This window comes from Rahnella selenatireducens (assembly GCF_046449555.1).
In the GTDB taxonomy this organism is placed as follows: Bacteria; Pseudomonadota; Gammaproteobacteria; order Enterobacterales; family Enterobacteriaceae; genus Rahnella; species Rahnella selenatireducens.
This window is the reverse complement of record NZ_JBKEZJ010000013.1, coordinates 127461-141532: the sequence shown is the minus strand read 5'-3', so window position 1 is coordinate 141532 and position 14072 is coordinate 127461. Positions and strand designations below refer to the sequence as shown.

The following is a 14072-nucleotide window of genomic DNA, read 5'->3' as shown; positions in this document are numbered from 1 at the left end:
GAAAAAACTTCTTGATTACCTTTTTAGGGTATGTAGTATCAGTCGATTAAGTCTCTGTTTTTGAATTTGATCTGGATCACATGCCACTACCTTCTTCGCCTCCTATTTTTACCGTAAGCCGCCTTAATCAGACGGTCCGACAGTTGCTGGAAAACGAAATGGGTCAGGTCTGGCTCTCCGGTGAGATCTCAAACTTCTCCCAGCCTTCTTCCGGCCACTGGTATTTCACCCTCAAAGATGACCGCGCGCAGGTCAAATGCGCGATGTTCCGCAATACCAATCGTCGCACCACGTTTCGCCCGCAAAACGGTCAGCAGGTTTTGATCCGTGCGACTATTACGCTATATGAACCGCGCGGCGATTATCAGTTGATTGCCGAGAGTATGCAGGAAGCCGGTGACGGTTTATTGCAGCAGAAATTCGATCTACTGAAACAGCAGCTGGCCACAGAAGGGTTGTTCGACGCGCAGTTCAAACAGCCGCTGCCCTCGCCTGCGAAATGCGTCGGAGTCATTACTTCTGCCAGCGGTGCCGCGCTGCACGATGTGCTGAACGTGCTCAAGCGCCGCGATCCTTCCCTGCCCGTCATTATCTATCCGACCTCCGTTCAGGGTGTGGATGCACCCGGGCAAATTGTCCGCGCTATTGCGCTTGCCAACACCCGTGCGGAAGTTGATGTGCTGATTGTCGGGCGCGGTGGCGGTTCACTGGAAGATTTGTGGAGTTTTAACGATGAGCGCGTGGCACGGGCGATTTTCGCCAGCCGCATTCCCATTGTCAGCGCGGTCGGCCATGAAACTGACGTGACCATTGCCGATTTCGTCGCAGATTTACGCGCCCCGACGCCGTCGGCCGCCGCAGAGTTGATCAGCCGCAATCAGCTGGAGTTGCTACGCCAGATTCAGTCACAGCAGCAGCGCCTTGAAATGGCGATGGATTATTATCTCGCACAGCTGGCACAGCGTTTTTCGCGCCTGAATCATCGCCTGCAACAACAGCATCCGCATTTACGTCTGGCGCGCCAGCAAACGGCGTTGTTCAAACTGCGTCGCCGTCTGGATGAAGCGATGCAAAACCAGCTGCGTCAGATGCTGCGCCGTACCGACAGGTTGCAACAGCGTCTGAATCAGCAACAACCCCAGCCCCGCATTCACCGCGCCCAGCAACGGGTTCAGCAGCTGCAATATCGGCTGCAACAGGCGATGTCATCACAGCTGGCAGAAAGCCGTCAGCGGTTTGGTACGGCCTGCACGCAGCTTGAAGCAGTCAGCCCGCTGGCGACACTGGCGAGGGGTTACAGCGTGACGACCACACCAAAAGGCACTTTGCTGAAGAAAACGACCCAGACAGCACCCGGCGAGATGCTAAAAACACGGCTTGCCGATGGCTGGATTGAAAGTGAAGTAAAATCGGTAGTGGCGGAAAAGAAAACGCGGAAACGGGCTGCTAAATAAGCGTCGAATTGACCTCCCCTTCGCAGGAGAGGCATTCGGAAAAATTACAGATTATAGCTGTTGGTCTTCACTCCATTCACCCAAAGCTCACGCGCTTCGCCTTTCGGCAGAACTATGTTCAGAGTTTTCCACGCCGGTTTGAAATCGCCGCGCTGAGTCAGCGTGATATCAATACGTTGCGCGTTACTGGTAATTTCCCAGTTCACCCACAGCGCATGGTTTTGCTCCCAACGGTGGCTTTCGCCATCATCCTCAAACAGTAAACCGCTCGATTTCGCCTGGCCCGCTGCTGGATAAACATGCAGTTCACGCAGCAGATCGCGACTGGCGTCAACGTGCGCCAGACGGGAAGATTGCGGCAGCGCAGCACCGGCGCGTACCAGCAGCGGCAGGCGATCCAGCGGCGCATCGCGCGTGATTGTCTGACCACCGGCAAACCATTCGCCGGTATAGAAATCACACCAACCGATACCGTTATCCGGCAAATAAACACTGCGTTCGCGCTGGCCTTCTTCGACAACGCTGGCGACCAGCAGGTCGCGCCCCATCAGGAAATCATCGGTTTCAGCGAACGTATTTTTATCATGCTCATGATCGAGGAACGTCGGACGCAGCATCGGTTCATCTTCGGCATGTGCCTGCCACAGCAGCGTGTAGAAATACGGCAACAGACGGTAACGCAGACGGATTGCATCACGGATCAGCGGCGTCACCTGCGGATACATCCACGGCTCATTCACGGTGTTATCGTCATTCCATGAGTGAATGGTGAAACGCGGATGCATCACGCCGTTTTGTACCCAGCGGACAAATAATTCAGCATCCGGTTTATCGCCAGAGAAACCGCCGACGTCATGCCCGACGTTGTACAAACCGGACAAACTCATCCCGATACCCATGCGCGTGTTGTAACGCAGCGTCTGCCAGTTTGTGCGGTTGTCGCCGCTCCATGTCTGCACATAACGCTGCATGCCCGCACAGCCGGAACGCGAAATCAGGTACGGACGGGTTTCCGGCGCAAAGTTTTGCTGCGCTTCAAACGACGCGCGCATCATCAGCAACGGCATAACCGGGCGGATGTGTTTGATGGCGATCGATTTGCCGAAACCGTGGCAACGCGCGTCGCTGTCCCAGACTTCGTATTCGTTGTTGTCGTTCCAGGTCGAGCCGATGCCTTTTTCCAGCAACTGCTGCGTCACACCTTTTTGCCACCAGCGCACGGCGGACGGATGCGTGAAATCGAGATGCGAACCCTCGTCATCCCAGAAAACTGAGCGCTCAGGCACGTTGCTTTCGCTGTCGCGAATGAACAGGCCCTGCTCCGCCACCTGCGCGTACTGCGGATGATCCTGCAACAAGCAAGGTTTGATGTTAGCGGCCAGACGAATACCGGCGTCGAGAAACGCTTTCGACATCACTTCCGGTTCAGGCACTTTGTCGTAGTTCCAGTTGAACACGTAACGCTTGTTGCCAATTGATGTGTAACCCGATGATAGCTGGAAGGAATCGCAGGGAATTTCATGCTGCTGGCACAGCGTGATGAATTTCATCAGCTGTTGCTGGGCATCCGGCGCGTCGGTGTAATACATCGTCGAACCGCTGTAACCGAGGCTCCATTTCGGGCCAAAGGTAGTTTTACCCGTCAGCTTCACCAGTTTTTTGGTGACTTTCAGCGACGTCGGGCCGATAAACAGGTAGTAATCCAGATCGCCCGCTTCAGCGCTGAAACGTCGGTATGGCAGATGGTAGTTATCCAGTTCATTGCCCAGATCCAGCCAGACATTGCTGAGATTGTCGTAGAACAGGCCAAAACTGACGTCATTCCGGCGGGTCATCGTAAACGGAATATGTTTGTACAACGGGTCGGTGCTGGCCGCGTTATAACCCATCGCATCGAGATTGCGCATTTCGAAACGGCGACCGCTGCGGTTGAGATCACCGGCCTTTTCACCCAGTCCGTAAACGCTGTCCTGCTTTTCGCGCAGCTGATAATGTGCTGAGGCATCGCCTTTGACCGCCAGCATATACGCGCCGGTTTTACGGTCACTGACCAGCGGCAGCCATTCACCCGCCGCATTTTTATGTTCCCACTCCAGCCACAGCGGCTGATGAACCGTGACGCGCAGCGCCTCAGTCGTTAAAGTCAGCGAGTCTTCATCTTGCGACAGCTGGAAGCCCGGCTGCGAAAAACCTTCGTTGCTCAGGCGGTCACGCCCTTCCCATGGCACATCGTTTTGTGGCGCGATGCTCCAGGTCCTGTCCAGCGCCAGTTCGCCGTTGCGCTGAATAAAGACGCGAATCAGCCCTTCTTCAAGCACCCGCAGACAAAACAGATGCTTACCTTCGACACGCAGATCCACACCTGCGTTGTTTTGCCCGGCAAGCTCCCAGTGTTTTAACGTTTTCATACACTCTCCCTTTTTGCCGGATTGCGGCGTTCTGCGATCAGGGCAATCAGGAATACGGCCCCAACCAAATCAAAGAATCCCATTGCGATAAACAACGGGTTAAAACCAATCGAATCGGCGACTGCACCGATCAGCAGTGAGAACAGGAAGCTGGCGATCCACGCGGAAGAACCGCGCATTCCGTTGACGGTCGCGACCTGACTTTTATCAAATGTTTCAACAACAACCGCGCTGAGCATGCAGGAAATGACCTGATGGCCGAATCCGCCGATGGAAATCAGTGCAATGGCGGCATACGGGCTTTGGGTCACGGCAACCAGCGCCAGTGACAGCATCATGAATGCGCCGGTGACGGAGCTGGCCACGATGGAATTAATGCGGGTGCAGCCGAAAATTTTACGGTAGAGCGTGGTGAGATAACCGCTGGCAATACTGCCCAGATCGGCGGCCAGGAACGGAAGCCAGGCAAACATTACGATGTGTTTTAAATCCATGCCGCGTTCGTTGGCGAGATACAGCGGAACCCAGAAACTGAAAACGGCCCACGCCGGTTCAGCCAGGAATGCCGGGATGGCGATGCCGTAGAATTTCTTGTTCTTGCATACAATTTTCAGGGATTTAATGAAAGGAAGACGTTCCTGCTGGGGTTCATTGTCCTGACGGATTAGCGCCAGTTCTTCCTTGCTTAAATTCGGATGCGTTTCCGGTGAATGGTAAAATTTCCACCACAGCAGAACCCACAGCATTGACAGCACGCCGCAAAACAGGAACGCGCCACGCCAGCCAAATGATATATGCGCCACCAGAATGATCGGCGGTGCCAGCATCGCGCCGATGGAGAAACCGACGCCCGCCCAGCCCGCTGCAACCGGACGCTCTTTACGCGGGAACCAGTCGGAAATCGCTTTCGCATTGGCCGGTGTGGCCGCCGCTTCGGCACTCCCCATGAAGAAACGTAAAACAGCCAGCTGGATCCAGCTGCCCGCGCCCGCATGCAACATACAGACCACGGCCCAAATTGACGCACAAATCAGAAAGCCAAGTTTCAGCCCGATGACGTCAATCAGCCATCCGCATAACGGTTGGAATATCGTATAAGCGGCCTGAAACGCCGCCACGATGTAGGAATATTGTTCGGTCGTCATGTTCAGGCTGGTTTTAAGTTCAGCAGCCAGTAAACCCAGAGAATTTCGGGTGACGTAGTTAACCGTCACGCCGAGGAGGAACAGCGCCAGCATCCACCAGCGTAATGCTTTTATTTTGCGACGCCCTGTCACAGCCGCCGTTTCGGTGTTGATTTGAATTGTCATGCCTGTTCTCCCACCCGTCAGCCGTTGCCGCAGATGATGTGTTATTTGAGGTACTTCCGCAGAGTAGGCAGACGGATTTGTGAGCGAAACGTGATTTTTTGCAAAAGCTTTCACGCTATAACTTCGGGTCGAAACGGGAGCTGGCAAAAGCTTATAGAGCAGGCATCTTCGTGGGTGAAAAATTTTGCAGGAGCGATTTTGAAGGAGATCACAGTTTGAAAGGAAAGTTAAATATCCAGCAAATATCTGACCAGACGGGGCTGTCCATTAGCACGGTTTCACGGGTTCTGGCCGGAAAAAATAACACCAGCAGCAAAGCCCGTGATCGGGTTCTTGAATGTGCGAAATCACAGGGCGTTTTTAACGAATTGTCCACCGGCCGGCTGATGTTGAACAATCTCATCATTTTCGCCCCGGCCCGCGCCTTTGATGTGCGCAGCGATATTTTTTACTACAAAGTGATCCAGGGCATTCTCGCGTCCACCGCCTGCCATGAAGTGCGTGTACGGTATTGTGCGATGGAAGAAGAAAATGCCGACGCCGCGCTGTTCATCGCCAAAATGACCGATCCGCTGACCGAAGCCGTTTTGCTGGTTGGGATCGACGATCCGCATATTCATCAGCTGGCAGCTGAAATGGCAAAACCCTGCGTGCTGGTCAATTGCCATGACCGCCATATGCGTCACGACAGCGTCAGCCCCGATCATCAGACGATGGGCGATTTCGCCTGCGACTATCTGTTCGCGCAGGGTCATACCCATATCGTGACGGTGCAATGTCTGCGCCGTCATACCATGGAACTGCGCCTGACAGGCATTAAACAGGCGTTTGCCCGCCATCATCAGACGTTCAGCGACAGCCTGCATTTGCTGAATACATCGGGATTTGGCGCGCAGGAGAGTGAGCTGGCGATGCTCGAATACCTCGATTCCCTGTCACCGGAACAACCGTTGCCGACGGCCATTTTGGCCGGTGGCGACTTTATGGCCTCGGGCGTTGTCGCCGCGCTGGCGAAAAGAGGGTTATCGGTGCCGGGTGATATCAGCGTCATCAGCACCGACGGCTTTAATCTGGCGGAAATTCACGACGTCCCACTGACCGCCGTTCACGTTCCGCGTGACGAGCTGGGCGCGGAAGCCATCGCCCTGCTGCAACGCAGAATGTTGCGTCCTGATGCACCTCACACCACCCAGCTTTTGCAGGGAAAACTGGTGGTACGCAATTCTGTGCGCAAAGCCACCGGGCGCGCCGTGACTCCGCGCCCGCACCTTTTGTATGATCCTTTGCCGGACAGATAAATCTCATCTTTCACGGACATCACGCAACGCAGTCCTATACTGACAGGAGACGGCTAATCATTAGCCTCCTTTCAGTTTCCGGCAGTCAGAACACCTTTATTTCACCCACGGGTGACACTTGATAAGGAGATTCACGATGAATCACAGTTCAGCGAAGCGTTACTACAGCGTTATCCCGCCCTATATTCTCAACCGTATTATCGAGCACGGCAGCGAACCTCAGCGCAATTGCGCCAGACAAACGCTGGTGCATGTTAATACACTGATGGCGCAGCCTTACACCAAACCGCAAAAAGTCACCACGGCCAAAGCCGGTCAGGTCGAGCGTGATATTTATGACGCGAAAAACTCCACGAAACTTCCCGGCGAATCAGTCCGCAAAGAGGGCCAGGCCAGCAACAAAGATGTCGCCGTGGATGAAGCTTACGATTATCTCGGTGTTACCTATGATTTCTTCTGGCAAGCCTATCAGCGTAATTCCCTGGACAATAAAGGGCTGGCGTTGCTGGGCACCGTTCACTACGACAAAGGCTATCAGAACGCTTTCTGGAACGGACAGCAGATGGTATTTGGTGATGGCGACGGTGAGATTTTCAACCGGTTCACGATTGCGATTGACGTGGTGGGCCACGAACTTTCCCACGGTGTGACAGAAAGCGAAGCGGGCCTGGATTATAACGGGCAATCCGGTGCGCTGAACGAGTCACTTTCTGACGTTTTCGGCTCCCTGGTGAAACAGTTCCACCTGAAGCAAACGGCAGATAAAGCCGACTGGATTATCGGCGAAGGCCTGCTGGCAAAAGGCATTCACGGCACCGGTCTGCGTTCAATGTCGCATCCTGGAACGGCCTACGATGACCCGCTGCTTGGTAAAGATCCACAACCGGCCGACATGAAAGGGTATGTGAACACCCGCGACGATAACGGCGGTGTTCACATCAATTCAGGGATCCCTAACCGCGCATTTTATCTGGCAGCCACTACACTGGGAGGCAGTGCCTGGGAGCGCGCGGGGTATGTCTGGTACGACACGGTGTGCGATAAATCCCTGCCGAAAAATGCTGACTTTGTGACTTTCGCTCAGCTCACGGTGCAACATGCCGGTAAACGGTTCGACGATACCGTTGCACAGGCGGTTCGTGAGGCCTGGGAGCAGGTCGGAGTGATGTAAATGAAACCCTTAGATTCGCTGGAAAGCAATGCGGTGATCGAGATTTATCGCGAAGGCGGCATAGCCTTTATCCCCAAACTCAGCGGGCCAAGGCGGGTTGACCTTTCCGGAATGAGCGACGATAAACGGCAGGAAATCTGCCAGCTCATCAACAAAACGCTGCCCTATGCGCAGGAAAAAGAAAACGTAGGCCGCGGGGATCAGCGTTATTTCCGGCTGGAGATTTACTACGCTTCGGCGGAAACCACCGCCAGTCTGGTGGTGATCATTCCTGAAACTCAGGCACCGGAAGAACTGGTCGATTTATGGAAACAGGCACCGCCTGATGAAAGTCACTCTTGCGAATAAGGTGTATAGGTAAACTGCACCCGTTTTTTGGAAATCATCCCATGCCCGTTTTGGCATAAATAATCAACCGCGCCGCAGGCTTTCAGTTCCTGCAACGGCTGATGGCAATCCGGGCAAAACGCTGTTTGAATGTAACTCACCTTACAGGGTTCACAGTGAAAGTGACCACTCACCCAGTTCATGGGCTGATGGCAAACCGGACAAAATGCATCCATCAAATATCTCCTTTAAATAACGCCCAGCGTGCGTAATAAATACAGCCCCAGAGCGGTAGTGAAAAATGATCCTAACGTGGTCACCGCGATAATATTCGCCGCCAGCGTGGCGTTGCCGCCCATCGCGCGCGTCATGACATAGCTACCGGCTGCCGTCGGCGTGCAGGAAAAGAGAAAAATCACACCCAGCGCGGCACCACGAAAACCAAATAGCCAAGCGCCGAACGTCATCAGCGCAGGGACAAAAATCACACGTGACGCCGAAGACCAGGCTGCAACGTTAGAACTGCGGAACATCGCGCGCCAGTCCAGACTTGCGCCAGCGCAGAGCATCGCGAGCGGCAGCGCCATGCCTGAAATAAAATCTCCGGTACTGGCGATCGTAGCAGGCATAGGCAAATGGCTGTGCTGAAATGCCAGACCGAGCACCAGACCAATAATCAGCGGGTTAGTCACAATCCCGTGCAAAATGGGCTTCAGCCCAATCCGTTTCCCCTGCCCGCCTTTCAGGCTGCGGGTCAGCGTTATCACTGACAGCACATTGAAGAGGATCACCGTCACCGCCAGATACATCGAACCCAGTACAATGCCTTCATTACCAAACGCCAGCGAGGCGTACGCCAGACCGGCAATACCGGTATTGGCACGGAATCCTCCCTGCACAAAGATGCCGCGTTCGCGAGGATCTTTCACCAGTTTAAGGGCGACCAGTTCAAGCAGTAAAAAGGAAATAACGGTGGCGATCCCACCGTAAAGCGCCAGCGGCAGATTAGAGCCAGAGGAATTATGTCCCTGCGCGACGCTGAAAAAGAGCAGGCAAGGCAGCGCAATGTTAAACACTAACCTGCTGGCTTTCTCATTGAAATTGTCGTCCATCAGGCCAGTGCGTCGCAACATCACGCCGAGCAGTAAGATCAGTAAATTTGGAACAGTAACGCCAAATGCGAAACTCCAGGTCTGCCAGAACATCCAGCCAGCTCCTTGCAAGGAAAGTGAGACAAAAAAATGGGGTACATTTTCATGCACCCCATTCGTTTAGGATTTGTTTTTTAGGTGCTGCATGAGGCGTCGGCGCTTACGCTGCTGGTGCGGCGACAACGAGTTTTTCTTACCCTCATACGGGTTCTCACCCTCTTTGAACTGAATGCGGATCGGTGTACCCATTACTTTCAGTGAACGACGGAAGTAGTTCATCAGATAGCGTTTGTAGGAGTCAGCCAGATCTTTAACCTGGTTGCCGTGGATCACGACGATTGGCGGGTTGTAGCCCCCGGCATGCGCATATTTCAGCTTAACACGGCGACCGTTCACCAGCGGTGGCTGATGGTCATCTGCGGCCATCTGCATAATGCGGGTCAGCATGGAGGTGCTCACGCGAGTGGTCGCGCAGGTATACGCTTCAATCACGGATTCAAACAGGTTGCCCACGCCGCTGCCGTGCAGAGCAGAAATGAAGTGGATACGCGCGAAGTCAACGAAGCCGAGACGCAGATCCAGCTGATCTTTTACCTGAGCACGGGCTTCTTCACTCATTCCGTCCCATTTGTTCACCACAATCAGCAGTGAGCGCCCACTGTTGAGGATGAAGCCCAGCAGTGAAAGGTCCTGATCGGAGATACCATCGCGGGCATCGATGACCAGCATCACGACGTTAGCATCTTCAATCGCTTTCAGCGTTTTAATAACGGAGAATTTCTCAACCGTTTCAGTCACTTTTCCGCGCTTACGGACACCGGCGGTGTCGATCAGAACGTATTCACGCTCATCACGCACCATCGGAATATAAATACTGTCACGGGTGGTACCCGGCATGTCGTAAACCACGACGCGCTCTTCGCCCAGAATACGGTTAGTCAGTGTAGACTTACCCACGTTCGGACGCCCGACGATAGCCAGTTTGATCGGCAACGTTGTCGGGTCAAAATCATCTTCTTCGTCTTCCGGGATTTCATCACCGGTCGCTTCCTGTTCTGCCCAGTAGGCGGCGTTGGCTTCTTCTTCAGTCAGCTCAACTTCTTCTGGTTTTTCGCCAACAAACGGCACCAGAACGTGTTCGATCAACTGTGCGACGCCGCGGCCATGAGAAGCCGCGATTGCGTAGACTTCGCCCAGACCGAGAGAATAGAAATCGCCAACCGCGCTGTCAGGATCTAAACCGTCAGTTTTGTTCGCCACCAGGAATGTGGATTTTTCACGGCTGCGAAGATGCTGGGCAATGCCCTGATCGGCAGGCATCAGGCCCGCGCGCGCATCAACCATGAACAATACGATGTCGGCTTCTTCAATTGCCAGCAGTGACTGCCCGGCCATGCGGGTTTCTACGCCATCTTCCGTACCGTCGATACCGCCGGTATCAACGATGATGAATTCATTACCCTCAATTTCTGCACGACCATACTTGCGGTCACGCGTAAGCCCCGGGAAATCCGCAACCAGCGCATCACGCGTTTTGGTTAAACGGTTAAATAAAGTGGATTTACCCACATTCGGGCGCCCTACAAGCGCAACGACAGGTATCATTTTGAAGCCTCAGTTTTTATAGATAGAGCTAAACGCAAATAGCCAGCTTGCCCGTAAAATCAGACAAAGTGCTATAATTCAATTTCTTACGTCATAATTCACAAAAATAAATTACGCTGTTTTCAGAATACGAAACGGCCCCTGAGCAATTCAGGAGCCGTTTTAATGGCCGGGATCAAACGATCTCAAAGCCAGACGCGGGTCGCGATATTAGCGTGTAAAGGAGTAAACTTCGCCGCCTTTCGCCTGCACAACCAGCTTGTCGCTCGCCACAATTGGCGCGCTCAGGAAGCCATCGCTGTCAACTTTCTGTTGAGCAACAAAACGGCCATCTGACGTGTTGATCCAGTGCAGATAACCTTCTGAATCACCGACCACAAGGTAACCATTATACAACACAGGTGCCGTCAGGTTACGGTGCAGCAATTCACTTTGACGCCACAGGCTCACGCCACCTTGCGTATCAAGTGCCATGACACGGTCATCCTGATCGACCAGGTAAATCCGGCCGCCATCAACAATGATGTCATTCACGGAACCCACATCGCGTTTCCAGGCAATCTGACCAGAACGCAGATCCATCGCTACCAGATTGCCGTTATAAGCCAGCGCATAGACTACACCATCAACGATAACCGGGGTGGTATCAACATCGCTCAGACGGTCAATCTCAGTCGTACCGGTGGTCTGAGAAATACGTTGCTGCCAGATCAACTGACCTTCTTTCATCAGCACGGCGCTTACGCGACCGTTATCACCGCCGACAATAGCCGCACCAAACGCCACCGCTGGCGCAGATTCGCCACGCAGGGAGAGCGTTGGCATATCAAGGTTAGCAGTCCACTGGATTGTACCATCGGACTCGCTCAGACCCTGCAACATACCGTTACCGGTATGCACCAGAACCAGCCCATCGCTGACAACCGGACGGGATAACGCTTCACCCGCTACTTTGGTCTGCCATGCAATTTTACCATCAGCCGTGTTCAATGCATAAACCACCGCTTTTTCGCTGCCGACGTAAACATGATCACCGGAAACCGTCAGGCCGCCAGAAAGCTGAGCAGAGATGTTGCTGGAGAGGAAGCCAGTTTTTTCCGACAGGTTAACGCTCCATTTTTCCTTCCCGCTGTCTGCATCTAACGCTTTCACCACACCAAAGCGGTCAGCGGCATAAACAGTGCTATCCTGCCATGCAGGATGCAGGTTGGAGTAGAATTCGCCCACGCCATTGCCAACAGATTTGCTCCAGACTTTCGTCGGAGTGAACTGGTTTTCAACTTTTGGCAGCGGGGACATTTTCACAACGTCTTCTTCGCTGTTAAACAATGAACAGCCACTCAGCAGGGCAACAGAAACCCATCCTACCAAGAGTGTTTTACGCAATTGCATCGGGGTTCCCCTTAGCTGGCTAAGTTGTTCAATTTCATTCGCAGCATGGTTTGCAGCGTTTGAGAGGGTTTAGAATCAATTCCTTTGCTGTACGCTTCGCGAGCGCCTTTTGCATCGCCTTTTGCAAGCAGAACATCACCACGGATGCCTTGCTGCATTGCCGCCCAGCCCTCACCCTTCACGCCGTCTAACGTTTTGAGTGCATCATCAAATTTGCCTTGCTGCATCTGGACACGAGCCAGACGTAAATTCACCAGCGAACGTAAATTATCTTCTTTTGCATGGCCTTGTGCCTGCGCCAGTTGCTTTTCAGCATTGGCGAAATCTTTGGTTTCAACGAAATGATCGGCCAGCTGGAGTGCAGCAAGCACGCCGTAACTGTTTTCATTGCTCTGCGCAAATTTTTCGAGGTCAGCAACGCCCTGAGCGCTATTTGCGGTCAGTGACTGGTTTGCTTTCTGGAAAGACGCAGAAGCTTCCGTCAAGGCTGAGTCCTGATGGCTCTGCCAGAAACGCCAGCCGCTCAGGGCTGCAATACCCAGAACTACGCCAATGGCCAGCGCTTTACCGTTTTCGGCAAAGAAGCGACGTACAGCATCAACCTGTTCATTCTCAGTGGTATAGACTTCCACAGTGTCCTTCTCCTTAACCCAACATCGAAGCCAGACGCGAAGCCAGTTCGCTTTGCGCCAGCGTTTCTTGCGTTCCACTTTGCAGATCTTTTACCACAACCTGCAGGTTAGCGACTTCATCTTCACCCAATACCAGGGCAACGCGAGCGCCCCATTTATCAGCACGGGCGAATTGCTTCTTGAAGTTACCGCCACCGTAGTTAGTCATCACTTTCAGCTCAGGCAGTACATCACGCAGCGTTTCAGCCAGTTGCATCGCCGCACTTTGCGTACCTGCACCAGAAGAAATCACATAAGCATCTACCGTCGCAGGCGCTTTGAAATCTGGATTTACAGCCTGAACCAGTAAGACCAGTCGCTCCAGTCCCATCGCAAAACCGACTGCAGGTGTTGCACGACCACCCAATTGTTCTACCAGCCCGTCATAACGGCCACCAGCACAAACAGTACCCTGCGCCCCCAGGCTGCTGGTTACCCATTCGAATACGGTGCGGTTGTAATAATCCAAACCGCGCACAAGTCGCTGATTAACCGTATATGGGATACCAGACTGCTCTAAAAGTTCACACAGACCTGCAAAGTGTTCTCTTGATTCTTCATCAAGATAGTCTCCCAGCGCCGGTGCATCGTTTAATAATGCCTGAACATCCGGATTTTTGGAGTCCAGCACGCGCAGCGGATTGCTGTACATACGGCGTTTGCAGTCTTCATCCAACTTATCTTTATGCTGTTCCAGGAAGGCCACCAGCGCATCACGATAATTGGCGCGGGCTTCCAGAGAGCCGATAGAGTTCAGCTCAAGCGTAACGTGTTCAGCGATACCCAGCGCACGCCACCAGCGGGCGCTCAGGAGGATCAGTTCGGCGTCAACGTCCGGGCCCTGCAGGCCAAAGACTTCCACACCCAGTTGGTTGAACTGGCGATATCGCCCTTTTTGCGGACGCTCGTAACGGAACATCGGGCCGATGTACCACAGACGTTGTTCCTGATTGTACAGCAGACCATGTTCAATACCGGCGCGGACGCAGCCAGCAGTACCTTCCGGACGCAGCGTCAGGCTTTCACCGTTGCGGTCTTCAAAGGTATACATTTCTTTTTCCACGACATCAGTCACTTCGCCGATAGCGCGTTTAAACAATGGGGTCTGCTCTACAATCGGCATACGGATTTCACTGTAGCCGTAACCGCCGAGCACTTGTTTCAACGTACCTTCTATACGCTGCCATAATGCCGTGTCTTCAGGCAGATAGTCGTTCATGCCGCGAATGGCCTGGATATTCTTTGCCACGTCAGTTCTCTATCGTTTTATAAAAAATGAACCCGA

Annotated in this window: 12 protein-coding genes; 4 read left to right on the top strand and 8 right to left on the bottom strand. The window is 53.4% G+C overall.

Features of this window, described 5'->3' with window-relative positions:
* The first annotated feature begins 80 nt into the window (after positions 1-80).
* Positions 81-1454: an exodeoxyribonuclease VII large subunit gene (gene xseA, locus ACLBVC_RS19720; RefSeq protein ID WP_410151035.1), complete on the top strand. Its 1374-nt coding sequence runs from the start codon at positions 81-83 to the stop codon at positions 1452-1454.
* Positions 1455-1498: 44 nt separating this feature from the next.
* Here the strand turns inward: xseA and ACLBVC_RS19715 are convergent, their stop codons facing one another.
* Together ACLBVC_RS19715 and ACLBVC_RS19710 are read right to left on the bottom strand one after the other, a co-directional pair.
* Positions 1499-3862, bottom strand: a complete 2364-nt coding sequence (locus tag ACLBVC_RS19715; protein ID WP_410151034.1) for a glycoside hydrolase family 31 protein — start codon at positions 3860-3862, stop codon at positions 1499-1501.
* Complete coding sequence (locus ACLBVC_RS19710) at positions 3859-5172, bottom strand: MFS transporter (protein ID WP_410151033.1); 1314 nt, start codon at positions 5170-5172, stop codon at positions 3859-3861. The genes ACLBVC_RS19715 and ACLBVC_RS19710 overlap by 4 nt, the downstream gene beginning before the upstream one ends.
* A gap of 215 nt (positions 5173-5387) precedes the next feature.
* Here ACLBVC_RS19710 and ACLBVC_RS19705 point away from each other — a divergent pair, with 215 nt between their 5' ends.
* The 3 genes from ACLBVC_RS19705 to ACLBVC_RS19695 all read left to right on the top strand — a co-directional run bounded on the left by ACLBVC_RS19705 (position 5388) and on the right by ACLBVC_RS19695 (position 7989).
* Entirely contained in the window at positions 5388-6470 is a 1083-nt protein-coding gene (locus tag ACLBVC_RS19705; RefSeq protein ID WP_410151032.1) for a LacI family DNA-binding transcriptional regulator, read from the top strand.
* A gap of 136 nt (positions 6471-6606) precedes the next feature.
* A complete protein-coding gene (locus tag ACLBVC_RS19700) occupies positions 6607-7641 on the top strand; it encodes a M4 family metallopeptidase (RefSeq protein WP_410151031.1) in 1035 nt (344 codons plus the stop codon).
* The gene (locus ACLBVC_RS19695; RefSeq protein ID WP_410151030.1) at positions 7642-7989 is read left to right on the top strand and encodes a protealysin inhibitor emfourin; all 348 of its coding nucleotides are present in this window, start codon (positions 7642-7644) and stop codon (positions 7987-7989) included. It begins immediately after the preceding gene.
* Here the strand turns inward: ACLBVC_RS19695 and ACLBVC_RS19690 are convergent.
* The 6 genes from ACLBVC_RS19690 to hisS form a co-directional block, all read right to left on the bottom strand.
* The gene (locus ACLBVC_RS19690) at positions 7974-8204 is read right to left on the bottom strand and encodes a zinc ribbon domain-containing protein (protein ID WP_410151029.1); all 231 of its coding nucleotides are present in this window, start codon (positions 8202-8204) and stop codon (positions 7974-7976) included. The two genes, ACLBVC_RS19695 and ACLBVC_RS19690, sit on opposite strands and share 16 nt — an antisense overlap.
* Before the next feature lie 12 nt (positions 8205-8216).
* Positions 8217-9173, bottom strand: a complete 957-nt coding sequence (locus ACLBVC_RS19685; protein WP_410151028.1) for an AEC family transporter — start codon at positions 9171-9173, stop codon at positions 8217-8219.
* Positions 9174-9239: 66 nt separating this feature from the next.
* On the bottom strand, positions 9240-10724 hold the full coding sequence (gene der, locus ACLBVC_RS19680) for a ribosome biogenesis GTPase Der (protein WP_410151027.1): 1485 nt from the start codon (positions 10722-10724) through the stop codon (positions 9240-9242).
* Positions 10725-10934: 210 nt separating this feature from the next.
* Entirely contained in the window at positions 10935-12116 is a 1182-nt protein-coding gene (bamB, locus tag ACLBVC_RS19675; RefSeq protein ID WP_410151026.1) for an outer membrane protein assembly factor BamB, read from the bottom strand.
* An 11-nt stretch (positions 12117-12127) separates the two neighbouring features.
* Positions 12128-12748, bottom strand: coding sequence for a YfgM family protein (locus ACLBVC_RS19670; protein ID WP_410151025.1), 621 nt, complete (start codon positions 12746-12748; stop codon positions 12128-12130).
* 13 nt (positions 12749-12761) lie between these two features.
* Positions 12762-14036 (bottom strand): histidine--tRNA ligase, encoded by a 1275-nt coding sequence (gene hisS / locus ACLBVC_RS19665; RefSeq protein WP_410151024.1) that lies wholly within the window; start codon positions 14034-14036, stop codon positions 12762-12764.
* Between the last annotated feature and the right edge of the window lie 36 nt (positions 14037-14072).